General features: G+C 63.8%; 21 protein-coding genes, 1 tRNA gene and 2 pseudogenes. 23 read left to right on the forward strand and 1 reads right to left on the reverse strand.

The window, feature by feature from the left end; all coding sequences use genetic code 11:
• The 6 genes and pseudogenes from ACQVLG_RS15030 to ACQVLG_RS15055 all read left to right on the forward strand — a co-directional run bounded on the left by ACQVLG_RS15030 (position 1) and on the right by ACQVLG_RS15055 (position 4,625).
• On the forward strand, positions 1-801 hold the full coding sequence (locus ACQVLG_RS15030; RefSeq protein ID WP_474295395.1) for an SDR family NAD(P)-dependent oxidoreductase: 801 nt from the start codon (positions 1-3) through the stop codon (positions 799-801).
• A gap of 13 nt (positions 802-814) precedes the next feature.
• Entirely contained in the window at positions 815-1,327 is a 513-nt protein-coding gene (locus ACQVLG_RS15035; protein ID WP_474295397.1) for a MarR family winged helix-turn-helix transcriptional regulator, read from the forward strand.
• Positions 1,328-1,329: 2 nt separating this feature from the next.
• Complete coding sequence (locus ACQVLG_RS15040) at positions 1,330-2,184, forward strand: enoyl-CoA hydratase family protein (RefSeq protein WP_474295399.1); 855 nt, start codon at positions 1,330-1,332, stop codon at positions 2,182-2,184.
• 1 nt (position 2,185) lies between these two features.
• Positions 2,186-3,344: pseudogene (locus ACQVLG_RS15045) on the forward strand (acyl-CoA dehydrogenase family protein).
• A gap of 26 nt (positions 3,345-3,370) precedes the next feature.
• Entirely contained in the window at positions 3,371-3,763 is a 393-nt protein-coding gene (locus tag ACQVLG_RS15050; RefSeq protein WP_474295400.1) for a RidA family protein, read from the forward strand.
• A 118-nt stretch (positions 3,764-3,881) separates the two neighbouring features.
• Positions 3,882-4,625: a PEP_CTERM-anchored TLD domain-containing protein gene (locus ACQVLG_RS15055; protein ID WP_474295402.1), complete on the forward strand. Its 744-nt coding sequence runs from the start codon at positions 3,882-3,884 to the stop codon at positions 4,623-4,625.
• A 72-nt stretch (positions 4,626-4,697) separates the two neighbouring features.
• Here the strand turns inward: ACQVLG_RS15055 and ACQVLG_RS15060 are convergent.
• Positions 4,698-4,772 (reverse strand) — tRNA-Arg (locus ACQVLG_RS15060).
• A gap of 220 nt (positions 4,773-4,992) precedes the next feature.
• Between ACQVLG_RS15060 and ACQVLG_RS15065 the strand changes: the two genes are divergently transcribed.
• From ACQVLG_RS15065 to ACQVLG_RS15145, 17 genes and pseudogenes are all read left to right on the forward strand, one after another.
• Positions 4,993-6,885, forward strand: coding sequence for an ATP-binding cassette domain-containing protein (locus ACQVLG_RS15065; RefSeq protein ID WP_230538427.1), 1,893 nt, complete (start codon positions 4,993-4,995; stop codon positions 6,883-6,885).
• A gap of 149 nt (positions 6,886-7,034) precedes the next feature.
• Positions 7,035-7,724 (forward strand): CAAX prenyl protease-related protein, encoded by a 690-nt coding sequence (locus ACQVLG_RS15070; RefSeq protein ID WP_329958037.1) that lies wholly within the window; start codon positions 7,035-7,037, stop codon positions 7,722-7,724.
• 40 nt (positions 7,725-7,764) lie between these two features.
• A complete protein-coding gene (gene epsL / locus ACQVLG_RS15075) occupies positions 7,765-9,003 on the forward strand; it encodes an XrtB/PEP-CTERM-associated polysaccharide biosynthesis outer membrane protein EpsL (RefSeq protein ID WP_230538426.1) in 1,239 nt (412 codons plus the stop codon).
• An 8-nt stretch (positions 9,004-9,011) separates the two neighbouring features.
• Positions 9,012-10,394 (forward strand): undecaprenyl-phosphate glucose phosphotransferase, encoded by a 1,383-nt coding sequence (locus tag ACQVLG_RS15080; RefSeq protein WP_230538425.1) that lies wholly within the window; start codon positions 9,012-9,014, stop codon positions 10,392-10,394.
• Between the two features lie 535 nt (positions 10,395-10,929).
• Entirely contained in the window at positions 10,930-11,886 is a 957-nt protein-coding gene (locus tag ACQVLG_RS15085) for an EpsD family peptidyl-prolyl cis-trans isomerase (RefSeq protein WP_474295406.1), read from the forward strand.
• A 56-nt stretch (positions 11,887-11,942) separates the two neighbouring features.
• A pseudogene (gene epsE / locus ACQVLG_RS15090) lies at positions 11,943-12,730 on the forward strand (polysaccharide export protein EpsE).
• Positions 12,731-12,771: 41 nt separating this feature from the next.
• Positions 12,772-14,169: a chain length determinant protein EpsF gene (epsF, locus tag ACQVLG_RS15095; protein ID WP_230538422.1), complete on the forward strand. Its 1,398-nt coding sequence runs from the start codon at positions 12,772-12,774 to the stop codon at positions 14,167-14,169.
• A 13-nt stretch (positions 14,170-14,182) separates the two neighbouring features.
• Positions 14,183-15,061 (forward strand): chain length determinant protein tyrosine kinase EpsG, encoded by an 879-nt coding sequence (gene epsG, locus ACQVLG_RS15100; RefSeq protein WP_230538421.1) that lies wholly within the window; start codon positions 14,183-14,185, stop codon positions 15,059-15,061.
• A gap of 20 nt (positions 15,062-15,081) precedes the next feature.
• Positions 15,082-15,969 carry an exosortase B gene (gene xrtB, locus ACQVLG_RS15105; protein WP_230538420.1) on the forward strand — a complete coding sequence of 296 codons (888 nt, stop codon included), beginning with the start codon at positions 15,082-15,084 and terminating at the stop codon, positions 15,967-15,969.
• Complete coding sequence (gene epsI / locus ACQVLG_RS15110) at positions 15,966-16,652, forward strand: exosortase-associated protein EpsI, B-type (RefSeq protein WP_230538419.1); 687 nt, start codon at positions 15,966-15,968, stop codon at positions 16,650-16,652. Before xrtB ends, epsI begins: the two co-directional genes overlap by 4 nt.
• 65 nt (positions 16,653-16,717) lie before the next feature.
• A complete protein-coding gene (locus ACQVLG_RS15115) occupies positions 16,718-18,220 on the forward strand; it encodes a lipopolysaccharide biosynthesis protein (RefSeq protein ID WP_474295408.1) in 1,503 nt (500 codons plus the stop codon).
• An 81-nt stretch (positions 18,221-18,301) separates the two neighbouring features.
• Positions 18,302-19,483, forward strand: a complete 1,182-nt coding sequence (locus ACQVLG_RS15120) for an O-antigen ligase family protein (RefSeq protein WP_474295410.1) — start codon at positions 18,302-18,304, stop codon at positions 19,481-19,483.
• The gene (locus ACQVLG_RS15125) at positions 19,393-19,716 is read left to right on the forward strand and encodes a hypothetical protein (protein WP_474295412.1); all 324 of its coding nucleotides are present in this window, start codon (positions 19,393-19,395) and stop codon (positions 19,714-19,716) included. Before ACQVLG_RS15120 ends, ACQVLG_RS15125 begins: the two co-directional genes overlap by 91 nt.
• A complete protein-coding gene (locus ACQVLG_RS15130) occupies positions 19,716-20,561 on the forward strand; it encodes a glycosyltransferase family 2 protein (RefSeq protein WP_474295414.1) in 846 nt (281 codons plus the stop codon). Before ACQVLG_RS15125 ends, ACQVLG_RS15130 begins: the two co-directional genes overlap by 1 nt.
• 291 nt (positions 20,562-20,852) lie before the next feature.
• Complete coding sequence (locus ACQVLG_RS15135) at positions 20,853-23,108, forward strand: heparinase II/III domain-containing protein (RefSeq protein ID WP_474295416.1); 2,256 nt, start codon at positions 20,853-20,855, stop codon at positions 23,106-23,108.
• A 135-nt stretch (positions 23,109-23,243) separates the two neighbouring features.
• A complete protein-coding gene (locus tag ACQVLG_RS15140) occupies positions 23,244-24,512 on the forward strand; it encodes a glycosyltransferase (RefSeq protein ID WP_230538414.1) in 1,269 nt (422 codons plus the stop codon).
• A 172-nt stretch (positions 24,513-24,684) separates the two neighbouring features.
• Complete coding sequence (locus ACQVLG_RS15145; RefSeq protein WP_474295418.1) at positions 24,685-25,764, forward strand: glycosyltransferase family 4 protein; 1,080 nt, start codon at positions 24,685-24,687, stop codon at positions 25,762-25,764.
• Positions 25,765-25,789 lie beyond the last annotated feature (25 nt).

The following is a 25,789-nucleotide window of genomic DNA, read 5'->3' on the forward strand; positions in this document are numbered from 1 at the left end:
ATGAGCAAGCAAGCATTGATGGACACGCTGTCAGAAAAACATGCGCTGGTGACGGGCGCCGGCAGCGGCATCGGCCTGGCCTGCGCGGGCGCTTTGCTGGACGCGGGCGCCCGGGTCACCCTGGCCGGGCGCGACGGCGCGCGGCTGGCGCGTGCGCGCATGCAGCTGGAAGAGGCGGGCCACGCGGGCAGGGTGGCCATCTGCGTGCTCGACGTGGCCGTGGAAGCGTCCGTGCAGGCGGGTTTCGCGCAGGCCGCCGCGCATTTCGGCCGTATCGATGTATTGATCAATAACGCGGGCCAGGCGCATGCGGCGCCGTTCGGCAAGACGGACGCCGCCATCTGGCAGCAGATGCTGGCCGTGAACCTGACGGGCGTGTTCCACTGCTGCCAGGCCGTCCTGCCGGCCATGCTGGAAGCGGGTTGGGGACGCATCGTCAACGTGGCGTCGACGGCGGGCCTGAAAGGCTATCGTTACGTCAGCGCCTATGTCGCCGCCAAGCATGGCGTGATCGGCCTGACGCGCGCGCTGGCGCTGGAAGTGGCGCCGCGCGGCGTCACCGTCAACGCCGTCTGCCCCGGTTATACGGAAACGGAGATGGTGGCGCAGGCCGTGCAGAACATCGTGCGCAAGACGGGGCGCGGCGAAGAGGCGGCGCGCGCGGAACTGGCGGCAGCCAATCCGCAGCAGCGGCTGGTGCAGCCGCAGGAAGTGGCCGATGCGGTGGCGTGGCTTTGCCTGCCCGCGTCGTCCGCCATGAATGGACAATCGATCGCCGTCGCCGGCGGCGAAGTCATGTAACGGAATGAAGATCATGGATAAAGAAAGCGCTGACGCGCAAGAACAACCGGTACTGGACCTGTCCAGCCGCCTGACGCAAGACCACCATCAGTCGCTCAAGCTGTGGCTGCGCATGCTCTCGTGCACGGTGAAAATCGAAAACGAGGTGCGCACGCGACTGCGCGCCACCTTCGGCATCACCTTGCCCCGCTTCGACCTGATGGCGCAGCTGGAGCGCTTTCCCGAAGGCTTGCGCATGGGCGAGCTGTCCAAGCGCATGATGGTCACGGGCGGCAATATCACGGGCATCACCGACCAGCTGGAGCAGGAAAAGCTGGTGGCGCGCGTGGTCGACCCGAAGGACCGCCGCTCGTACAGCGTCAAGCTGACGCCGGCGGGCCGGCGCGCCTTCGACGAGATGGCGCGCGTGCATGAAGGCTGGATCGCCGAACTGCTGCACGGCGTGACGCCGGACGACAAAAACCAATTGATCGACCTGCTGTCGCACATGAAGCAGCAGTTGAATAACACCCCTCTAAAGGACTGAGCATGCGCCATCTACCCGGCCAGCCGCAAGATCTGCCAGGCAACCGCACCAGCTTGGGCCATTACGCCGCGCGGCATTTTTTATTCTCCGTCGAGGAAGGCGTCGCCACCTTGACTTTGCACAGGCCCGAGCGCAAGAATCCGCTCACTTTTGACTCGTATGCGGAATTACGCGAGCTGTTTCGCGCGCTGGCGCATGCGGACGACGTCAAGGCCGTGGTGATCACTGGCAGCGGCGGTAATTTCTGCTCGGGCGGCGACGTGCACGACATCATCGGCCCGCTGACGCAACTCGACATGCCCGGCCTGCTGGCGTTTACCCGCATGACGGGCGACGTGGTGAAAGCCATGCGCGCCTGCCCGCAGCCCATCATCGCCGCCATCGACGGCATTTGCGCGGGCGCCGGCGCCATGCTGGCGCTGGCTTCCGATATCCGCCTGGGCACGGCGCGCAGCAAGACGGCCTTTTTGTTTACCCGCGTGGGCCTGGCCGGCTGCGACATGGGTGCCTGCGCCTTGCTGCCGCGCGTGATCGGCCAGGGCCGCGCCGCCGAACTGCTGTACACGGGGCGCTCGCTGGCCGGAGCCGAGGGCGAGCGCTGGGGCTGGCTCAACCGCCTGGTCGAGCCGGAAGAACTGGCCGAGGCGGCGCAGCTGTTCGCCGCCGGCCTGGCCGGCGGCCCCACGTTCGCGCACGGCATGACGAAAAAAATGCTGCAGCAGGAGTGGAACATGGGCGTCGACGAAGCCATCGAGGTGGAAGCGCAGGCGCAAGCCATTTGCATGGCCACCAACGATTTTCATCGGGCCTATCACGCCTTCGTGGCGAAGGAAAAACCGCAATTCGAGGGCGATTAAGATGCAACATACACGCGATACGACTTACCTGGACTGGCCGTTTTTCGAAGCGCGGCATGCCGAGCTTGAGTCTGAGCTCGATGCCTGGGCGACGCAGCACCTCGATGTCGCCCATGGCGGCGACGTCGATGCGGCCTGCCGCGCGCTGGTGGCGCAATTGGGGCAGGGCGGCTGGCTGGCCTACGCCACCGGCACCGATGGCAAGATCCACGCGCGCCATTTGCCTGATGCGCGAAACCCTGGCGCGCCATAACGGCCTGGCCGATTTCGCTTTTGCCATGCAGGGACTCGGTTCGGGCGCCATCGGCCTGTTCGGCAGCGCGCAGAACAAGGCGCGCTATTTGCCCGATGTGGCCAGCGGCAAGCGCATCGCCGCGTTTGCCCTGTCCGAGCCGCAGGCCGGTTCCGACGTGGCGGCCATGGCGTGCGCGGCGCGCCGCGATGGCGACGACTATGTGCTCGATGGCGAAAAGACGTGGATCTCGAACGGCGGCATCGCCGACTTTTACGTGGTGTTTGCCCGCACGGGCGAGGCGCCGGGCGCGCGCGGCATCAGCGCCTTCATCGTCGACGCCGACAATCCCGGGCTGGAAATCGCCGAGCGCATCGCCGTCATCGCGCCGCATCCGCTGGCGCGCCTGCGTTTCAATCACTGCCGCGTGCCTGTCTCGCAGCGCCTGGGCGAGGCGGGGCAGGGTTTCAAGGTGGCGATGGCCACGCTCGACGTGTTCCGCACCTCGGTGGCCGCCGCCGCGCTGGGCTTTGCGCGGCGCGCCTTCGACGAGGCGCTGCGCCACGCGACAAAGCGCCAGATGTTCGGCCAGACCCTGGCGGACTTCCAGCTGACGCAGGCAAAATTAGCGCAGATGGCCACCGGCATCGACGCGGCCGCGCTGCTCACCTACCGCGCCGCCTGGCAGCGCGACCAGGGCCGCAAGGTGACGAAGGAAGCGGCCATGGCCAAGCTGACGGCCACCGAGACGGCGCAGCAGGTGATCGATGCGGCCGTGCAGCTGTTCGGCGGCATGGGCGTGGTCAGCGACCATCCGGTCGAGCGCCTGTACCGCGAAATCCGCGCCTTGCGCATCTACGAGGGTGCCAGCGAAGTACAGCAACTGATCATCGCGCGCGAATTGCTGCGCGTGGCGGCGGACGCATGAACCGCATGAACGACGAGGAGAACACAATGCAAGTGCTGCAACCACCAGGATGGGCCAGGCCGCGCGGCTATGCGAACGGCATCGCCGCCAGCGGACGCACGGTGTACGTCAGCGGCATGATCGGCTGGGATGCGCAGGGCCAGTTCCATACGGACGATTTCGCGGGACAGGTGCGCCAGGCCCTGCAGAATATCGTCGTCGTGCTGGCCGAGGCGGGCGCCTTGCCCGAGCACATCGTGCGCATGAACTGGTATGTGCTCGACAAGAAAGAGTATGTGGCGGCGTATCCGCAAATCGGCGTGGCGTACCGCGAGCTGATCGGCAAGCACTACCCGTCCATGACGGCGGTGCAGGTTGCCGGCCTGATCGAGGATCGCGCCAGGGTGGAGATCGAGGTGACGGCAGTGCTGCCGCCATGATGCCTGTATGAACTATTGCATTAACTGCATTTCAATTGAAATAAATTAATGCAATTAATATATCACCCTGTGCTATATTGATATGCCGAAAATTCACGGCAAACACACAGGGGGAGCGATGCAACAACAACAAATCATGCTGAAAATCAAGGCGCTGCAGCCCGTCACCTTGCTCGCTGCTGCCTTGCTGTGCGGCAGCATCGTTCCGGCCGCCTCGGCGCAGTCCTTGCTCAACGGCGCGCAGGAGGCGCAGCTGTCCGCCTGGCTGGGCGAAGGGCCGCTGGCGCTGACGGCCATCTACACGAAGTCGGCGGGCGACACCTCGCGTGACTTTCACCTGGCCGCCGACGGCAAGGGACGCACGTTTTCCGTGATGCAGGCGAGCAACGCCGCCGGCCAGACCTGGCTGGTGGGCGGCTACAACCCGCAAAGCTGGAATTCGTCGGGCAACTACAACATGACGCCGGAAGACCGCGACCGCACGGCCTTCATCTTCAACCTGACGTCGGGCCAGCATTTCCGGCAGACGCCGAAAACCTATGCGCTCGACTCGGTGGGGGCATATCAAACTTTTAACGACATCAACGCCGGTCCCACGTTCGGCATCGGCGCCGACCTGGGCATGTCGGCTGACCTGACCAGCAATGGGATTTCTTCGCGCTACTCGTACATCGATCCCGTCAATGGCATCTTTGGCGCCAGCTTGCTCGACGGCGCGCCGTATGGCTCCTATCCGAATGTCACCTTTGGCGCCATGCAAGTTTTTAGCGTCAGCGCCGTGCCGGAACCGGCAAGCTACGCGCTGTTGCTGCTGGGCCTGGTTTCGCTGGCAGGCTGGCGCCGCAGGGCAGCCCGTGCTTGAGGATTGATCTGCGTTGATTTGTTTCCAGGATGAATCGATTGCACGCGGCGCGGCAGGGCGCGGGCGTATGCGTGGTCCCCCCGACTGGAATCGAACCAGTATCCCACGCTTAGGAGGCATGTGCACTATCCATTGTGCTACGGGGAGGACGCTCAGGCGTGGCAAGCTGCCATGCCGGATCCGGCGGCAAGGGGCGTGCAAGACGTCCCATGTGTCGCGGATCGAGCGCAATTATAGCCGACAGTTCGCAAGATATGCCTATGCTTGCGCGAGTATCGGTACAATGCGTGCTTCATTCATCTAATCGGCGGCTGTTTTGCACACCACGCGGTGTGCGCGAGACGGCGCCCGAGCACTCTTACTCATTATGGCTGTCATTTCTCTTTCATCGGCGCAACTTGCGTTCGGTCACGTCGCGCTGCTCGATCACGCGGAATTTTCACTGGAAACCTCGGAGCGGGTCGGCTTGATCGGCCGCAACGGCACGGGTAAATCGTCGCTGTTGAAGGTTATTTCGGGCAAGTTCAAGCTCGATGACGGCTTGTTGGTGATGCAGCAAGGCATCAAGATCGCCTATGTGGAGCAGGAACCGCAATTCGACCCGGACATGTCCGTGTTCGACGCCGTCGCCTCCGGCATGGGCGAATCGCAGGCGTGGCTGAAGGAATACGATGCGCTGACGGGCCAGTTTGGCCAGGGCAATGACGACGAACTGATGGAACGCATGCACGACATCCAGGTCAAACTCGATGCGGCCGATGCGTGGAGCTTGCCGAACAAGGTGGAAACCGTGCTCGACCGTCTGAACCTGACGGGCGACATGGCCATGAAAACCCTGTCCGGCGGGATGCAAAAGCGCGTGGCGCTGGCGCGCGCGCTGGTATCGGCCCCCGACGTGCTGCTGCTCGATGAACCGACCAACCATCTGGACTTCAGCTCCATCCTGTGGCTGGAAGGTTTGTTGCGCGACTTCAAGGGCAGCGTGCTGTTCATTACCCATGACCGCTCCTTCCTCGACAACGTCGCCACGCGCATCATCGAACTCGACCGCGGCCGTTTGCTGTCGTACCCGGGCAACTTCACGGCGTATCAAGTGCGCAAGGCGGAGCAGCTGGAAATCGAGGAAGTGGAAAACGCCAAGTTCGACAAGTTCCTGGCGCAGGAAGAAGTGTGGATACGCAAGGGTGTCAAGGCCCGCCGCGTGCGCGACGAAGGCCGCGTGCGCCGCCTGGAAGCGCTGCGCCTGACGCGCAATGCGCGCCGCGAACAGCAGGGACAAGTCAAGCTGGACGTATCGGCCGGCGAACGCTCGGGCAAGATCGTGGCGGACCTGGAAAACGTCTCGAAGATCTATGGCGACAAGGTCATCGTCAAGGATTTCAGCGCGACCATCTTGCGCGGCGACAAGGTTGGCCTGATTGGCGCCAACGGCGCCGGCAAGACCACCTTGCTGAAGATGATCCTCGGCGAAGAGCAGTCGGACACGGGCACCATCCGCCTGGGTACCAAGCTGCAAGTGGCGTATTTCGACCAGATGCGCACGCAGCTGAACGAAGAGGCGAACCTGATGGAAACCATCGCCCCGGGCAGCGACTGGGTCGAGATCAATGGCCAGCGCCGCCACGTGATGACGTACCTGAACGACTTCCTGTTCGCGCCGGAACGTGCCCGTTCGCCCGTCAAGTCGCTGTCCGGTGGCGAGCGCAACCGTCTGCTGCTGGCGCGCCTGTTCGCCAAGCCGGCCAACGTGCTGGTGCTCGATGAGCCGACCAATGACCTCGACATCGATACCCTGGAATTGCTGGAAGAGTTGCTGGAAGAATATACCGGCACGGTTTTCCTCGTCAGCCATGACCGCACCTTCCTCGACAACGTCGTCACGCAGGTGATCGTTGCCGAAGGCGAGGGCAAGTGGCGCGAATTCGTCGGCGGCTACACGGACTGGGAGCGCGTGCGCACCTTGCCGATCGCCACGGCGCCCGCCAGCAAGCCGGCCGTGAAGGTCGAGGCCGCCGCACCGGCCGCGAAGCAGAAAAAGCTCAGCTACAAGGAGCAGCGCGAGCTGGAAGAACTGCCGAAACTGATCGCCAAGCTGGAAGACGAGCAATCGGTGCTGGCTGCCGAGCTGTCGCATCCGGACTTCTACAAGAAGACGCCGGCCGAAGGCAAGCGCCTGAACGCGCGCGTGGCCGAGATCGAAGGCGAATTGCTGGAAGCGCTGGAAAAGTGGGAGCAGATCGAGGCGCGCGCCAACGGTTGATGCTTTTTTGCATACCCTGTTGTAATTAAGTCAGGATTATTTGCCACGGCAACGGTCCTGCTTGATATAATTATATAATTATATTTATTACATCGGGGGATGCATGTTTGTCATGAAAAACACGCGCTCCGGACCACGGCGTCCGGCGCGTGGCACCATCTCCGCTGCGCAGCAGCATGGTTGACCGCGCCGCCTGGCCCCGGGTAGCGCCATTCCTGGCCTACCTCTCCTTTATTTTCATTGCCGACATGCTCGGCCGTCTGGGCGTTGCCGCGCAGGAATTGCGCTGGCTGTACGCCGTCAAGATCGGCGTCGTGCTGGGCCTGCTGTTGTACTGGCGCCGCAGTTACACGGAATTGCTGTGGACGCCGTTGGGCGCGCGTGCCATTCTCGGGGCGCTGGCAAGCGGTGTTGTTGTTTTTCTGCTGTGGATCAATCTCGACGCCGGCTGGATGCGCATCGGCAACGCCGATGGCTACGACCCCCGCACCGACGGCCGCATCGAGTGGAGCCTGGTGCTGCTGCGCATCGCCGGCGCGGCGCTGGTGGTGCCCGTGATGGAGGAGCTGTTCTGGCGCTCCTTCCTGCTGCGCTGGCTCGACAAGCCGGATTTTTTGCGGGCCGCGCCGCGCCAGGCCAGCGCCAAGGCCTTCGCCATCAGCGTGCTGCTGTTTGGCTTCGAGCATAATTTATGGCTGGCCGGCATGGTGGCCGGTGCGGCATATAGTGTGTTGTACATGCGTAGCCAGTCCCTGTGGTCGCCTATCCTCGCGCATGGCGTGACGAACGGCGTGCTGGGGCTCTGGATTATTTCTGGTGGGCACTGGAATTACTGGTAGTATTGCCTATCAACTGTGTGATCTTTCAAAGACAAAATCCATGTTGAACTCCTTGCGTAAAAAAGCTGTTGCCGCCGCCTTCACGGCCCGCCCCCGCCTGTCTGTTGCGCTGGTCCTGGCCGGCACCCTGGCCAGTGGCGCCGCGCTGGCCGATATCAGCGACACCATCAAGCCTTTCGTTGCCACTTCCTATTCGTACGACGACAACCTGATGCGCTTGCCGGACGACGTGCCCGGTTTTTCCGGCCCCCGTTCGGATACGTCGAGGATGCTGCAGGCGGGCTTCCTGTTCAACCGTCCCATCGGACGCCAGGTGCTGACGGGCCAGGCCAAGTGGTCGAAGGTGAGCTTCAACCGCTTCAGCCAGTTCGACTACGATGGCAAGGATTACCTGGCCGACCTGGAGTGGCACATCGCCAACCACCTCGAAGGCCATGTGGGCGCCAGTTATGCCCAGACCCTGACGCCGTTCAGCGACTTCCAGAGCACGGTGCGCAATTTGCGCACGCAGCGGCGCGAGTACCTGAATGGCGCCTGGCGCTTCCACCCCAGCTGGCGCGTGCGCGGCGGCCTGTCGCGCGACCGCTATTTGTATGACTTGCCATCGCAGGCGTTTTCCAACTGGACGGAAGACGCGACGGAGTTCGGCGTCGATTACCTGGCGCGCAGCAATAGCCGCATCGGCCTGCAGCTGCGCCACCTGAACGGCAAGTATCCGAACCGCAGTGCGCTCGAAGCCAGCGTGTACGGCAATGGCTATCGCCAGGACGAGATCAAGGCGAATGTCTTCTGGGAGTTGAGCGGCATCACGCAGGTGGAATTCCTCGGCGGCTGGGTGCGCCACCGCAACAATTTGCTGGCCGGGCGCGATGACAGCGGCACGAATGGCCGGCTGAGCGTGTACTGGAAGCCTTTGGGCAAGGTCAATTTCACGGGCATCGTCTGGCGTGAATTCGGTTCCGTCGACAATTCGCTGGTGACAAGCAGCCTGAACACGGGCGCCAGCGTGGGCGCCACGTGGGCGGCCACGTCGAAGGTGCGCGTCGATGCGCTGCTGCGCCAGGAGCGGCGCGATTTCGCCGCCATCAGCGGCCTGGTGCTGCCTGGCGACGGGCGCGACACCACCCGCACGGCGTCGCTGGGCGCCACGTATGCGCCGCACCAGAAAATCCAGCTTGGCGTGCGCCTGTTCCACGAGCGGCGCGAAGGCGTCGCCATCATCGATAGCGGCAGCTATCGGGCCAAGGGCATTTCCTTCAATGGCAGCGTCCAGTTTTAAAGATCAACATGACTGTCAATGATATACCCCTGATTTCGTTTTTCCAGCGCGTCCTCGATCCGATCATCATCATGGGCTTGCTGTACCTGATGACGGTTTTGTCGGGGGCGACATTTACCGGCTATACGCTGGTGCTGATGATCTTGGCCGTCTTCATTTCATCGACGGTGTACCAGCATGTCGACCCCTACCGTACCTGGCGCAGCGGCCGCATGCTCGCGTATGCGCGCGATATCCTCGTGGGCTGGGCGATCGTCGCGCTGATCCTCATCTTCCTGGGCTCGGCCACGGGCCTGGCCTATCATTTCGATACCGAGGTGGTGCTGGCCTGGTTTGTCCTCACGCCCTTCGTGCTGCTGGCCGGGCACCTGGCCGGGCGCAAGTTCAGCCTGCACCCGGACGGCGACAGCGAAGTGCGCTCGGTGGTCATCATCGGCGCCAATGACGCCAGCCTGAAGTTTGCCGCCACCGTCGAGCGCAATGCCAACCTGTTCATGCACGTGCATGGCTTCTTCGACGACCGCACGGACGACCGCTGGCCGGAAAAGATGCGCGAACCCATGCTGGGACGCATGGATGATATCGCCACCTACGTGCGCGAACACAATATCAAGATGATCTTCATCAGCCAGCCGATCTCGGCCCAGCCGCGCATCCGCAAGATGCTCGACGAGCTCGAAGATACGACGGCTTCCGTGTATTTCCTGCCGGACATTTATATCTTTGACCTGATGCAGGCGCGTTTCGACAACGTGGGCGGCATGCCCGTCATCGCCATCCGCGAATCGCCCTTCACGGGCTTTAACAGCATGGTCAAGCGGGGCAGCGATATCGTGCTGGGGCTGGTGATCCAGGTGCTGCTGCTGCCGGTGATGCTGGTCATCGCCATCGCCGTCAAGAGCACCTCGAAAGGCCCGGTGATTTTCCGCCAGCGCCGCTATGGCCTGTATGGCGAAGAGATCGTCGTCTACAAGTTCCGCTCCATGACGGTGGGCGAAGACGGCGACAATGTGGTGCAGGCAACCAAGAACGACCAGCGCGTGACGCGGGTCGGCGCCTTCCTGCGCCGCAGTTCGCTCGATGAGCTGCCGCAATTCCTCAATGTCTTGCAGGGCCGCATGAGCATCGTGGGGCCGCGCCCCCATGCCGTCGTGCACAACGAGCAATACCGCAAGCTGATCAAGGGCTATATGCTGCGCCACAAGGTCAAGCCCGGCATTACGGGCTGGGCCCAGGTCAACGGTTTACGGGGCGAGACGGAAACGCTCGACAAGATGGAGGCGCGTATCCATTTCGACCTCGATTACCTGCGCAACTGGTCGCTGTGGCTGGATCTGTGGATTATCGCGCGCACGGTGAAAGTGGTGCTGGCGCGCGAGAACGCCCATTGAGCGCCAGTCTGCTGCTGGCAGGAAAAAATAGCGTTTGATTATACTTTGCACGGTGTCAATACGCGTTAAAATGGAGCATCTTATAGAGCACCAGCGCATTACGCGACCACTCGCGCTCACCTTGCCACGAGTCGTGCCGGCCATGCGCCATTACTTTCCTCTTGGGAAGGGTTCACGATGTGTGCAGTATCCGGCCCTGCCCCTGCCGGTCGTTGCGTCACCCTGACGGGTAGCCGTCAGGGACGGCACGCGCCAACTATCATTTTTAAAGTCGCTCTGAACCGTGCAATACATAATATTTTGCAATGAAGTGGACTGCGGAAATAGTTGTTTTTATATCTCATTAGTAGATTTTTAAGCAAAATATTTTCCTTGTTGCCTTGCATTATGTGTATTATGTTTACAATATTATTAATTATTTGACGAATAACTATTTTCAGGGGAAATTATTTCATGTCGTGCAGCCTGGCCATGCCAGTCCACCACGCCGGATTTTTCCACCCACCCGTCATACCTGTTTTTCGAAGGAGCACGCTTGAATCATTCTTTTCACTCCCGTCCCGCGCCGCGTCTGCTGTGCGCCGCCCTGGTCCTGCTGGCCGCTGCCGGGCTGTCCGCCTGCGGCAACAAGGAAAAAAAGGCTGGCCAGGCGCTGGCCAGCGTGAACGGTGAAGAAATCACCATCCTGCAGTTGAATGAAGAGTTGCAGCGCGCCGGCGTGCAGGCGCCGCAGCAGGCAGCGGCCAGCAAGCAATTGCTCGAATCGCTGATCGACCGCCAGTTGCTGCAAAATGAGGCGGCCAAGGAAAAGGTCGACCGCGATCCGAAAGTCATGCAAGCCATCGAGCGTGCCAAGGCGCTGATCGTGGCCCAGGCCTACATGCAAAAGCGCATCGGCGCGGCGACCCGCCCCAGCAAGGCGGAAGTGGACGAGTATTTCGCAAAAAATCCCCTGTTTTTCAGCCAGCGCAAGCAATTCGATTTGCGCGAGCTGGTCATTCCGACGGCGGCGCTGAACGACGAGCTCAAGGCCGTCATGGACCGCGCCAAGTCGCTCGAAGACGTGGCGCAATGGCTCGACGAGCACAAGATCGCGTACGGCCGCACGCAGGTGTCGCGCACCAGCGCCGACCTGGCGCCGGAACTGAGCAGCAAACTGCAATCGATGCCCAAGGGCCAGCTGTTCATCGTGCGCGAAGGCGAGCGCAGCCTGCTCATCGCGCTGGCCGATATCAAGGACAGCCCGGTGGGCCTGGACGCGGCGGCGCCGCAGATCGAACAGTTCCTGGCCAACAAGAAGAACAAGGATGCGGCCGAGGCGGAACTGAAGCGGCTGCGCGCCAGCGCCAAGATCGAGTATTTCAACAAGGATGCGGCGGCACCGGCCAGCGCGCCAGCCAGCGCACCGGCTGCGGCTCCGGCCCCGGCGGCAGCGGCGCCGGCGGACAGCGCGCATGAAGCCAATGTGCGCGGCGTGGCGGGATTGAAATAAGTGACGTATCAACAAGTAGTTAAACATCAGCAATCTACCAACGGGAATCTGTAATCATGAAACGACTCGCAAACTGGATGATGGCGGCCTTTCTGGCCCTCGCCGCAGGCATGGCCGGTGCAGCCGATGTCCCCCTCGGGGCCGGTGATGTGCTGAAAATTTCCGTCTACGGCAACCCGGACCTGGGCCTGGAGACGCGCGTCAGCGAAGCGGGGGAAATCACCTTCCCGCTGGTGGGGACGGTCGCGCTCGGCGGCTTGTCCACGTCGGCAGCGGAAAAGAAGCTGGGCGGCCTGCTCGAGAGCGGCGGCTTCCTGCGCAAGGCGCAGGTGAACATCATCGTGACCAGCCTGCAAAGCCAGCAGGCGTCCGTGCTGGGCCAGGTCAACCGCCCGGGCCGCTATCCGGTGGAAGGCAAGCGCAGCGTGATGGACATGCTGGCCATGGCCGGCGGCGTCAGTCCTGACGGCGCCGACCAGATCACCGTGATCCGCAAGCGCGGCGGCACGCCACGCGCGAGGTGGCCGATATCCTCGACATCGTGCGCAACGGTGACCTGAAGGGCGACACGGAAGTGGGCGGCAACGACATCATCTATGTCGAACGCGCGCCGCGCTTCTATATCTACGGCGAAGTGCAGCGTCCGGGCGCCTTCCGCCTGGAACGCAACATGACCGTCCTGCAAGCCTTGTCCGTGGGCGGCGGCCTGACGGTGCGCGGCACCGAGCGCGGCGTGCGCGTCAAGCGCCGCAATGCGGAAGGCCAGATGGAAGTGCTGCCGGTCAAGCATGACGACCTGCTGCGCGTCGACGATATCGTGTATGTCCAGGAAAGCCTGTTCTAAGAGCAACTGGCTCCCTATCTTTTTGTATTGAAAGTTTCCAAATGAACCTCACCCAACTATTGCTGATCCTTCGGGCACGCAAGAAGATTGTGCTGCTGACCTTGCTGATCACCGTGGCGCTGGCGCTCGGCGTCAGCCTGGTGCTGCCGAAGACCTACAAGGCCACCAGCACCTTGCTGATGAACTACAAGGGCGTCGATCCCCTGACGGGCATGACCATGCCGGGGCAGTTGCTGCCCGGCTATATGGCGACCCAGGTCGATATTATCGGCAGCAAGAACGTCGCCTTGCGCGTCGTCGACCAGCTGGAACTGGCGCGCAGCCCCGCCGTGATCGCCCAGTTCAACGAAGCGGCACAAGGCAAGGGCACGGTGCGCGACTGGCTGGCCGACTTGCTGCTGAAGAAACTCGAAGTGATGCCGTCGCGCGAAAGCAGCGTGGTCGATGTCAGCTTCAAGGGCGCCGACCCGCAATTCGTGGCGGCCGTGTCGAATGCCTTTGCGGAACAGTATCAAAAGGTCAGCATCCAGCTGAAGGTCGACCCGATGCGCAAGGCGACCACCTATTTCGATGACCAGACCAAATTGCTGCGCGATAACGTTGAGCGCGCGCAAAGCCGCCTGTCGAAATACCAGCAGGATAACGGCATCGTCAGCGTCGACAACCGCCTCGACGTGGAATCGAACCGCCTGAACGACCTGTCGGCGCAGCTGGTGCTGGCGCAAGGCCAGGCCATGGAAGCCAATTCGCGCCAGCGCATGGCGCAGGGCGGCAACCTGTCCGAATCGCCGGACGTGGCATCGAATCCGCTGATCCAGAGCCTGAAGCTGGGCCTGGGCAACGCCGAGGGCAAGCTGGCTGAGCTGGGCCAGCGCCTGGACCGCAATCACCCGCAGTACCAGAGCGCCAAGGCGGAAGTGGACAAGCTGCGCCGCGACCTGGCCGAGCAGACGCGCGCCACCTCGCAAAGCGTGGGCAACAATGCGCAGATCCTGCAGCAGCGCGAAGGCGCGATCCGTGCCGCCCTGGCGGCGCAAAAAGCCAAGGTGCTGGAACTGAACCGGACGCGCGATGAAATGGGCGTGCTGAGCAAGGATGTGGAAAGCGCCCAGCGCGCCTTCGACGTGACTTCGCAGCGCCTGTCGCAGACGCGCATCGAAGGCCAGGCGGAGCAGTCCGATATCGCCATGCTCAACCCGGCCACGGCGCCGATCGAGCCGGACAGCCCGAAGATTCCCCGCAACGTGCTGCTGTCGATCTTCCTCGGCCTCATGCTGGGCTGCGGCATCGCGCTGCTGGCCGAATTGCTGGACCGCCGTATCCGTTCCGACCAGGACCTGAGCGAAGTGCTGCAGATTCCCGTGTTCGGCGTGGTCGACTGGAAACCTAAACAGCGTCGCATGCGCGGCATGCTGCCGCGCCGCTTGCGCCTGAACTGAGATGGAACCTATCATGACTTCAAGTCCACACCTCCTGAATAACACCGCACCGCTGGTGCGCGGCGCCGATTCCAGCATTGGCGGCCTGTTGCTCGAATCGGGCAAGATCACGCCGGAAAACGCCGAACGCGTGCTGCGCATGCAAAAGGAACTGGGCATCCGCTTCGGCGAAGCGGCCCTGCGCCTGGGCCTGATCACGGAAGCCGATATCGAGCAAGTGCTGGCGCGCCAGTTCGACTACCCGTATCTGCAGCCGGGCGCCGGCAAGTATCCGCAGGAACTGGTGGCCGCCTACCAGCCTTTCAGCCACCAGGTGGAAACCCTGCGCGCCGTGCGCAGCCAGCTGATGCTGCGCTGGTTTGCCCGCGGCAGCAAGTCGCTGGTGGTGCTGGGCATGGAGCCGGGCGACGGCGCCAGCCTGTTCGCGGCCAACCTGGCCGTGGTGTTTTCCCAGCTGGGCGAGCATACCTTGCTGGTCGACGCCAACCTGCGCGCGCCGCGCCAGCATGAAATCTTCGACCTCAAAACGCGCCAGGGCCTGTCCGACGTGCTGGCCGGCCGCGCCGAACTCGATATCATCGCCAAGGTGGAATCGTTTGTCGCGCTGTCGGTGCTGGCGGCCGGCACCTTGCCGCCGAATCCGCAGGAATTGCTTAGCCGTACCTCCTTCGTCACGCTCAACAAGCAGCTGGAAAGCCGCTACGACGTGGTGCTGTACGACGTGCCGGCGTATGCCACCGGTTCCGATGCGCTGGCCGTGGCGGCGCGTGCCGGCGGCGTGCTGCTGGTGGCGCGCAAGAACAAGACACCGATGGCGGAAGTGGCGGCCATGAGCGAGCAGATGACGCATAGCGGTGCCCAGGTGGTCGGTTCGGTAATGGTCGACTTTTGATGGCTGCGCCTGGCCATGCCATGCCGCCGGCACGGGCCGGCCGCTCCGCCGTGCCGGACTGGCTGCCGCTGGCGCTGGGCTTCCTGGCCATGCTCGTGCCCAGCCTGGTCGGGCTGTTGCGTGGCATCTGGTCGACCGAAGAGCAGGCGCACGGCCCCATCATCCTGGCCCTGTCGCTGTGGCTGATCTACCGCAAATGGCCCGAGATGCTGGCGCAGAGCGCCGGCGCCCGTCCGGCCCGCGCCGGCTGGCCGCTGCTGGCCGCCGCGCTGCTGCTGTATGTGCTGGGCCGTTCGCAGCAGATCCTGTCGCTGGAAATCCTCGCCCTGATCGGCACCGGCCTGGCGCTGCTGCTGCTCAAGCGCGGCTGGGTGGCCGCGCGCGTGCTGTGGTTTCCCTTCTTCTTCATGCTGTTCATGGTGCCGCTGCCGCTGCCGCTGGTGACGACCCTGACCATGCCGATGAAAATGGCCGTGTCGTATGTGACCGAACACCTGCTGTTCCTGGCCGGCTATCCGATCGGCCGTAACGGCGTGATCCTGCAGATCGGCCAGTACCAGCTGCTGGTGGCCGACGCCTGCGCCGGCTTGCAGACCTTGCTGACGCTTGAAGCGCTGGGCCTGTTCTACCTGAACCTGGTGCGGCACACTTCGCCGTTCCGCAACATCGTGCTGGCCCTGCTGATCGTGCCGATTTCCTTTACGGCCAATGTCATCCGCGTGGTGGTGCTGACCCTGATTACGTATTACTTCGGCGATGCGGCCGGGCAGGGCTTCCTGCATGGCTTTGCCGGCATGGTGCTGTTCATTTCCGCGCTGCTGCTGATCCTCAGTGTCGACAGCTTGCTGCAGTGGGTCGTGCGCAAGCGCCAAGCGCGCCGCGCGCCCACCGTGGGAGCGTCGACATGAACGGGGCATTGCGCATGAATGTACTGCTGGGCGCCTTGCTGCTGGGCGCGGCCGTCGTCAGCCATGGCGTGGCGCCGGGCGTGAAGCTGGCCGACCAGCGCCCCAGTTTTTCGCTCGAAGCGGCGATACCGCAAGCGTTCGGCGAGTGGCGCGTCGACAGCTCCATCGTGCCGCTGCAGGTCGACCCGGAGACCCAGGCGCGCCTGAACAAGATCTACAACCAGACCCTGTCGCGCACCTACATCAATGCGCACGGCGAACGGGTGATGCTGTCGATCGCCTACGGCGGCGACCAGAGCGACAACATGGGCGTGCACAAGCCGGAAGTGTGCTACGCGGCGCAGGGTTTCCAGGTCGAGCGCGACGAGTACGGCGAGCTGGCCTCGGCCTACGGCAGCCTGCCCGTGAAGCGCCTGCTGGCCGTGAGTGGCAACCGCAGCGAGCCCATCACGTACTGGATCACCGTCGGCGACAAGATCAGCAAGGTGGGCATGCAGCAGCGCCTGGAGCAATTGCGCTACGGCTTGACGGGCACCGTCGCCGACGCCATGCTGTTCCGCGTGTCGAGCATCGATACGGACTTGCCGCGCGCGTACCGCTTGCAGGACGATTTCGTCAACGGCTTGCTGGCCAGCATGCCGGCGGCGGATCGGAGCCGCCTGATCGGCGCGCCGCGCGGCTGAGGCGTGGCTTTGAAGTATGAAATACCGCCAGCGGGCGTGGCGCACGGTGGCAGATAGCGAGAATCATGAGCAGCGACATCAATAAGAAAAGCGTCAGCGCCGTCAAATGGGCGGCGATGGGCACGGTCCTCATGTTTGGCCTGCAGCTGGTCACGCAAGTGGTGCTGGCGCGCCTGCTGGGGCCGGAAAACTACGGCTTGTTTGCCATGGGACTGATTGTGCTGACATTTAGCAACTTTCTGGCCGATTTCGGTTTTTCCTGGGGGCTGGTGCAAAACCGCACGCTCAGCGAGGAAGACGTGCGCTTCACCGTGACGTGGCAGGCGCTGACGGGCCTGGCGGCCATGACCTTGCTGTTTTTCATGGCGCCCTGGATCGCCGCGTACTTCAAGGAACCGCGCATCGCACCCGTGATCGCCTGGATGAGCCTGACCTGCCTGCTGAATGCGCTGACGGCGCCGGGCAGCAGCCTGTTGCGGCGCGCGCTGGATTTCCGCTGGCTCAACATCATCCAGGTGAGCAGCTACATCGTCGGCTACCTGCTGGTGGGCTTGCCGCTCGCGTATGCGGGCGCCGGCGTGTGGACCCTCGTGTGCGCCTGGCTGGGACAGGCGGCCACGGCGCTGGTGCTGACGTATGCGCGCACGCGCTTTTCGCTCAAGCCGCTGCTGTGGTACGAGGGCGCGCGGCGCTCGACGAATGTGGGCGTGACGGTATTCATGACGAATCTGTGCAACTGGTGCCTGAACAATATGGACCGCGTATTCCTCGGCCGCTTGCTCAATGCCCACGCGGTGGGCGTGTATGCGGTCGGCTACAACCTGGCCAATACGCCCAACTCGCTGTTCCTGAGCGCCTTGCAGCCGGCATTCCTGGCCACGGGCGCCAAGCTGCAGGACGATCTGCCGCGCCTGCGCGACACGTATCTGTCGGTGCTGGCGACCATCTGGATCGTCATCCTGCCGCTGTTCGTGCTGCTGGCGATGACGGCGCCGGACCTGATCGGCGTGTTGTACGGCAAGGTGTGGCAAGAGTCGGGCATCGTGCTGAGCATCCTGGCGCTGGCCATGCCCGCCTACATCACGTGGGGCATGTCGACGCCGATTTTATGGAATACGGGCGGCAAGCACCTGGAAAGCCTGCTGCAGCTGCCGCTGATCGTGCTGGCCGGCGCGGCGCTGTTGCTGTGGGCGGGGCAGGGCGTGGCGGTGGTCGCCATGATCGCCGCCGGCACCTTGCTGGCGCGCGCGCTGGTGGTGGGCACGGTGGCGTGCTTGCGCCTGCAGGTGGGGCCGGGCGAGCTGGCGCCGCTGGCCGCGCGCGGCCTGGCCATGGGCTTGCTGGCCGGCGCGGGCAGCTGGGGCGGCGCCGTGCTGGGCGGCCTGGGCGGCAGCCATCCGCTGCCGGCATTCCTGGGCGGCGCGCTGCTCGGCGGCCTGACCTTGCTGCTGGCCGTGCTGGCCTGGCCGGGCTTGCTGGGCGCGCGCGTGGTGGGCATGCTGGCCCGTTTCAGTCCGCCGCTGCCGGCGCGCGTGGGCAGTTATCTGCGCGCCCGCTGCAGCGCCTGAGGCGGGGCGGAGCAGGGCAGGGAAATACCGATCAAGCGGCGCGTTGCGCCTGCGACAACTTACTGGATACGCGAGAATCACATGAGTGAAATACTGTTTGGCCTGTTTGCTCTGATCAGCGCGCTGCTGCTGGTGTTCGTCATCGCCTTGAGCATTCATTGGGGGAATAAGCGCGAGACCGGGCTGGTGCCCTACGTGTTCTATCCCGTCATGCTGTCGATCGCGTTGACGGCCATCCTGTCGAACCGCGACATCTCCGGCAACGAGATCCTGCTGACGGCGCAAACGGTGCGCCACCCGGTCGGCGTCTGGTTTGGACGCATGACCTCGCTGTTCGTGATCTTCGCCTGCGGCGAGCGCATCCTGCACCGTTTGATGGAGCGCGAAACGCTCAAGCCCATGCCGATGCTGCTGTTCTGGGCGCTGTTCATCTATTTTCTGACGAATATTCTCAGCCCCGCCTTCCTGGGCAGCCATACCGATGTCTCGCATGAATACCTGTACATGTTCCTGGCCGGTTACGCCGCCTTGCTGATGACGCCGAAAGAGGTGGACATGAGCATCGTGTCGATGCGCAATGCGACCTTGCTGTTCCTCGTGCTCAGCGCGGCCGTCGCGGCCTGGAACCCGAACATGGTCTTCAACAAGAACTACCATGGGCTGATTCCTTTCCTCAGCGTGCGCTATGCGGGCCTGGCCAGCCATGCGAACGGACTGGGACCGATGGCAGTGGCCTTCCTGCTGTGCCTGTGGCGCAAGCCGTATGCCTGGCGCGCACTGAACCTGTTCGCCTGGACGCTGGGCCTGGCCAGCCTGATGCTGGCGCAATCGAAAACCAACTGGATCGCCTGCATCCTGTGCTTTGCCTGTATCGCGTATTTCGGTTTCCGCGAGCAGATCAAGGAGCGCCTGTTCGACTACCGCCGCCCGCAATTGTCGATCATCGGCATCTTCTGTTTCATTTTGCTGTGCGTGCTGGGCATGCTGCTGGTGATGTTCGGCAACCTCGACGCCAAGCTGGCGCGCTTTGCCTCAAGCAATGAAGGCTTCGAATTGCTCAGTTTTACGGGGCGCGACGTGATCTGGCAGGTGGCGGTGCAGGAATGGCACAAGAACCCCGTGTTCGGCTACGGCTTGCAGATCTGGGATGAGGCATTCCGCCTGAGCACGGCATGCCGTACGCCACGCATGCGCACAGCCAGTTCTACCAGAGCCTGTCGAGCGCGGGCACCGTCGGCGCCGTCGGCCTGGTGCTGTACGTGATCGTGCTGCTGTACGGCGCGGCGCGCACGGCGCGGGCCAGCCAGGGCCTGTCGATGGCGCTGTTCGTGCTGATCATCAGCCGCTCCTTCAGCGAAGTGCCCCTGTCGCTGGCCGGTTTCGCCGCCGAGGCGCTGACGCACTTGCTGCTGCTCATCATCGTGGCCGCCTACTATCCGACGGCCGACCGGCAGGCGGTCAGGGCGCGCAAGGTACGCGTGCCGGGAATGGCGTAATGCTGTGCTCGGTCATCATCCCGCTGTATAACAAGGGCCCGTATGTCGAGGCGACCCTGGCGTCGGTGCTGGCGCAGACGCATGCCGACTGGGAAGTACTGGTGGTCGACGACGGTTCCGGCGACGACGGCGCGCAGCGCGTGCTGGCCTGCGCGGATGCGCGCGTGCGCCTGATCCGCCAGGCGAATGGCGGCGTGTCGCGCGCGCGCAACCGCGGCATCGCCGAGGCGCGGGGCGAACTCGTCTGCTTTCTCGATGCGGACGACCTGTACGCGCCCGATTACCTGCGCACGCAGGTCGGCCTGGCGCAGGCATTTCCCGACGACTGTTTTTTTGCCACCGGCTACACCAGTTTCGCGCCCGGCAGCACGCCGGACATGGCGGGCGCGCCCGTCGCGCCCGCCCAGGCGCAGCGCATCGGTGAATTCTTCACGCATTTCAACCAGCACTGGCCCTTCTTCTGCACCAATTCCGTCGCCGTGCGGCGCGCGGCGCTGGCCGCGCTGCAACCGTGTTTCCCGGAAGGCGAGCAATTCGGCGAAGACCTGGACTTGTGGTTTCGCCTGGCCGAGCAGCATCGCCTGGTGCTGGCGGCGGCGCCGCTGGTGGCGTACCGGCGCGAAGTGGGCGGCAGCCTGACGGCCATCCTGGGGCGCGACGTGGTCTTGCCGTGTTTCTGCGGCTCGAGGCGCGCGCGCGCGCCTGGCCGGCCGGCAACCGGGCACGCCGGCCGGCCTTGCTGCTGGCCTCGAATGCGCGCGTGGCCGTGGTGCGCGAAATGCTCGAAGGGGGGCGGCGCGGCGCGGCCCTGGCCGAACTGGCGCGCGCGGCCCGCCATGGCGTGACGCGCCACTGGTGGACGACGGCCGCCATGTGCGTGTTATTTACACCGGGCATGACGCGGCGCTGGTCCTTGTGGCGTAAATCACGCACCCCCGCTTAATTCCGGCGTTGCCGGGAGGCATTTCGGTATAATTGCGGCATACGCCCGAGTTCTTTGGGCGCCCAAACCTCCATACTTGTGTGCGAAAAAGCCGTACTGTTTGCGTTGCGGTAACATTGTACAAGTTAAATAGTAACCAAAAGTAATGTTTTCCCGACCTTCAATCCGCCCCCCGGCAAAGGAAGCCCCCGCCATGAAATCTAGCAAACGTCCCCTGCTGCGCGCCCGCTGGCTATTGTTATTGCCGCTGTGCGGAATGGCCCAGGCCGACTGGGTCCAGTCGAGCGAAGCCCTTGCCGTTCGTCCTCTGCCCGACAATATGCAGTCGCAGCCGCAAAATCCTCCCACCTTCACCTGGTCACGGCATGCCACCTTGCCGCCAGCCTACGTCGTCCAGGTGATGCAGGGCGGTGTGCTGTATAAAACCTTCAATACTTCGCGCAATTGGTATTTGCCGCCGAAATCATTTCCTGTAGGTAGCTATACATGGCGCGTGCGGCCATCCACTTCGCAAGAGTGGTCCAGCCCCCGCAACTTTGTGATCGGTAGTAACTCGCAGCTGTTCGAAGTGCCGGAAAATGTGACTTTGCGTAACACTATCCTGAGCAAGCCCCGGCCGCGCGCACTGCCCAGCGGGACCAAGCTGTTTTCCACGTGGACCTCGGCCATGCGCACGGACCGCACGCCGGCGTTAAATGGCCTGACGAACGAAGTGAAGTACTACATGACGGCGCTCAAGACGGTGTCCGACGCCGAATGGCCGCTGGTGCCGGGCGCCATCCGCACGGCCGCCGTGGTGGCGCAGGCGGCCAACATCATGACGCGCGTCAATCCGAATGCGCGCCAGCTGGAAGGCGCGGCCCTGCTGTACCGCTTGACGGGCGAAAAGATCTACCTCGATGAAGCGATCCGCCGCGGCGACCAGTTCGCCGCGCTGAACATCACCGGTCCCACCAGCTTCGTCAACCAGGACATGGCCAGCCGCGTCATGGCGCAAAGCCTGATGAAGGCCATCGACAACCTGGGTACGGCGCTGGTCGTCAATGGCGATACGACGCGGCGCACCAAGTGGCTGTCCGTGGTGGCGGCGCGCACGAATGCGCTGTACAAGGATTTGTCGGCCAATGGCGGGCGCCTCGACCAGTATCCGTATGATTCGCATGCGGCCACCAGCATGGCCTACCTGACCCTGACGTCGACGCTGGCGCTGGGCGACATTCCCGAGGCGCAGACCTGGTTCGACTTCGCCTTCCGCGCGTTTGCCAGCTCGTTCAGCATCTGGAGCGGTCCGGAGGGCGGTTTCGCCAACGGCACGGCGTATGCGGAATACGAGGCCGACTTCGCGCTGCAGATCTGGCCGGCGCTGGCGCAGGCCACGGGCGTAAACATGTTCGACAAGCCCTGGTCGCGCGGCTTTGCGCAATTCCTCATGCATTTCGTGCCGCCGGGCCAGCAAACCCACGTCTTTGGCGATGGCCACGAGACGGCGCCCGAGTTCCGCTTCATGAAAGGCTTCGCCTCGCGCTACGCCACGCCGCAGTCGGCCTGGTATGTGAAGAACCTGACGCGTCCCGACGACGTGCTGGCCACCCTGCAGTCGCCTTACCCGATGCCCGTCAATACGGTGACGGCGACTCCCACGCCGCCGGCCAACGCCGCCTACTATCCGAGCATCGGCTGGACGGCCATGCACAGCAACCTGGCCGACAGTGGCCGCACTTCGCTGTACTTCAAGTCCAGCGCGTATGGCTCGTTCAACCACAGCCATGGCGACCAGAACGGCTTCGTGCTGTTCAGCGGCGGCGTGCCGCTGCTGACGGAGACGGGCTGGTATGACTGGTACGATTCGCCGCTGTGGAATTCCTGGTACCGTCCGTCGAAGTCGCACAATGCGCTGACCTTTGACGGCGGCATCGGGCAAAACGTGGATGGCTATGAAGAGCCGCTGGCGCGCAATGGCCGCATCATGGCGTTTTCCACCACGCCGGCCGTCGATTACGTGGAGGGCGACGCCACGCTGGCGTATGCGGGGCAGCTCAAGTCGGCCGTGCGCAAGATCTGGTATGTGCGCGGCAGCAACACGGCCGTCATCCTCGACCAGTTCTCGTCGGCCACGCCGCGCGTGTTCGAATGGAATTTCCATGGCTACGCGCCGATCGTCGTCGACGCTGCCGGCAAGATCTCGGTCACCAACCAGAGCCGCAGCGTGTGCATCGTGCCCTTGACCACCACGGCGCAGCGCTTCGAGCGCCGCGTGGGGCCGCCGCCGCAAGCCGGCACCTATGAAGACCATGGCGTGTTCGTCAAGGCGGCCGCGGCCACCAGCGGCGAATTCCTCACCGTGCTCGACGTGGGCTGCAAGAACACCGCCGTCAAGCTCGACACCAGCGGCGGCTTGCGCAAGGTGATCGTCGGCACGCAAACGCTGACGTTGCCGCTGCCCAAGTAAAGCCACGCGCACCGCACAAGAAAAGCAATGCCAGCCCAGGCATTGCTTTTTTTTTGCGCCGCAGCCAGTCACGGCCATGCTGTTTTTCATGTAACATAGATAATAAATTCATATGAGTATCGGCTCGTGCAGACTATGCCCGAGCCATCTTCCCCTCTGACGCGCCAGGTAGACGGTTTCCCCATGCCCCTGAAGATTTTGCAATTTGTACCGGAAAGCTTGCCCACCTTCCGCGCCGACGTCGCCGTGCTGTTCGGCAAATACCTGCCGCGCCACGGCATCGAATGCGACATCGTCGGCATGCCTTCGCCCGATGCGCCCGCGGCGCAGGCACAACCGGGGCAGGGCTTTCGCTCCGTGCGCAGCGGGCGCTTCCGGCACAACCGCATCGCGCGCGAACTGGCGTTCCAATGGACCTGCGTGCGCGCCTTGCTGGCCGCCAGGCGCGCCAGCTGCGATGCGATCCAGGTGCGCGACATGGTGCCGACGGGGCTGCTGGCCCTGCTGGCGGCGCGCCTGAAAGGCATCCCCTTTTATTACTGGGTCTCGTTCCTGATCAGCGAAGGCCGCATCGAGCGGGCGCGCAGCAGCCTGGCGCAGCGCCGCACCTTGCGCGCGCGCCTGGTGCTGTGCAAGGGCCTGGTCGAGCGCTGGCTGCTGTACCGGGTGCTGCTGCCGCGCGCCGACCATGTCTTCGTGCAAAGCGAGGCGATGCTCGAACTGATGCGCACGCACGGCATCGCCGCGCAGCGCATGAGCGCCGTGCCGATGGGCGTGGATACGGAAGTGCTGGGCCAGCAATCGATCGTGGCGTGCCGGCCCGCCGGCTGGGAAAGCGTGCCGCTGCTGGGCTACCTGGGCACGTTGGACCAGTCGCGCCAGCTCGAACGCCTGCTCGACGCCTTGCTGATCGTGCGCCAGCAGTTGCCCGACGCCTGTCTGCTGCTGATCGGCGCCTCGGACACGCCGTCCGACGTGGATGCCTTGCTGGCCTACGCGCAGCGCGCGGGACTGGCCGACGCCGTGCGCGTGACGGGCTGGCTGCCGTCGAGCCAGGCCTGGCCCTTGCTGGCGGGCACCGATGCGGCACTGTCGTACTTTCCCCGCGGCATCATCGGTGATGTCTGTTCGCCCACCAAGCTGCTGGAATACCTGGCCCTGTGCCTGCCGGCCGTGGGCAATGACAATCCCGACCAGGTGCGCGTGCTGTCGGACAGCCAGGCAGGCTGGCTGACGGCCAGCAATCCGGCGGCGCTGGCCGTGGCGATGACGGCGATCCTGCGCGATGTGCCGGCGGCGCGCGCGCGTGCCCAGGCCGGCGCCGCGTATATCGAAACGCAACGCAGCTACCGCGTGCTGTCGGCCGAACTGGCGCAGCGCTACCGGGCCCTGGCTGGCGCCTGACGGTATGTGTACAGCCAGCAAGTATTTGTTGCCGATTCAAGCCGTGGCGCGCAGAATGAAGCTGGCCATGCTGCGTGGAAGCAACTGGGGTGTGGCCTGATCGGTGTAAAAATAGGTGCGTCCATAGCTAAATTACAAATTTATAACATATAATGTCAATATGACTACTGTAATGTTGCTTGGACCCGCGCTCAATGCGGTCAGCGGGGTGACTACCCATTTGAACCAACTGTTTTCCTGTTCCCTGTCGCGCGACTTTCAACTGGTGCATTTCCAGGTGGGAAGTGAAGGCCGGCAAGAGTCGCGCTTGCGCAAGCTGCTGCGTTTTGCCTGGAGTCCCGTTCAGTTCGTGCGCGCCTTGCGCGTGCACCAGCCGCAGATCGTGCACATCAACACGTCGATGGAAGTGAAAAGCTATTGGCGCGACCTCGTGTACTTGCTGCTGGCCAAGGCCATGGGCAAGCGCGTGCTGTACCAGGTGCATGGCGGCGCCTTGCCGCAGGTGTTTTTCGGCGGCAAGGGCCTGTTGACGGGCGTGCTGCGGCGCGTGCTGCGCCTGCCCGACGCGCTGGTGCTGCTGGCGCAGTGCGAATTGCTCGGCTATCGCCGCTTCGATGCGGCGCTGGCGCCGGAAGTCATCCCGAACGCCATCGATGCCGGTACGGATGCGGGCGCCAAGACGCTTGCTCCGCAGCGTCCGCTGTCGCTCGTGTACGTGGGCCGTCTGGCCGACAGCAAGGGCTTGTTCGAGCTGGTCGAGGCGATGCGCCTGGTGCGCGGCGCCGGCGTGGCAGCCACCCTGGCCCTGGTGGGCAGCGGCCCGGCCGACGCGGCCTTGCGCGAGCGGGTGGCGGCGCTGGGCTTGCAGGACACGGTGACGTTCCTGGGGCAAAAATTTGGCGTGGAAAAAGAGGCGGCCTGGCGCGATGCCGACCTGTTTGGCTTTCCCACGCACCATGAGGGTTTGCCGTACGCCTTGCTGGAAAGCATGGCCGCGCGCACGCCGGCGCTCGTGTGCCCCGTGGGCGCGATTCCCGATGTGATGCAAGACGGCGTGCATGGCGTTTTCGTGCCGCCGCGCAATGCGCAGGCGCTGGCGGACGCCATCGTGCGCCTCGACGCCGACCGCGGCCTGCTGCAGCGCATGGGGCAAGCGTGCCGCGAGCGCATCGAAAGCGCCTATACGGTCGAGCGCCTGGCGCAGGATTTCCGCCGCGTTTACCGCGCCATGCTGGCGCCGCCGGCAGTCTAGCCGAACTCTTTTTTAAGCGAGCCTA

The sequence above is a fragment of the Janthinobacterium sp. TPC_1 genome (assembly GCF_056037845.1).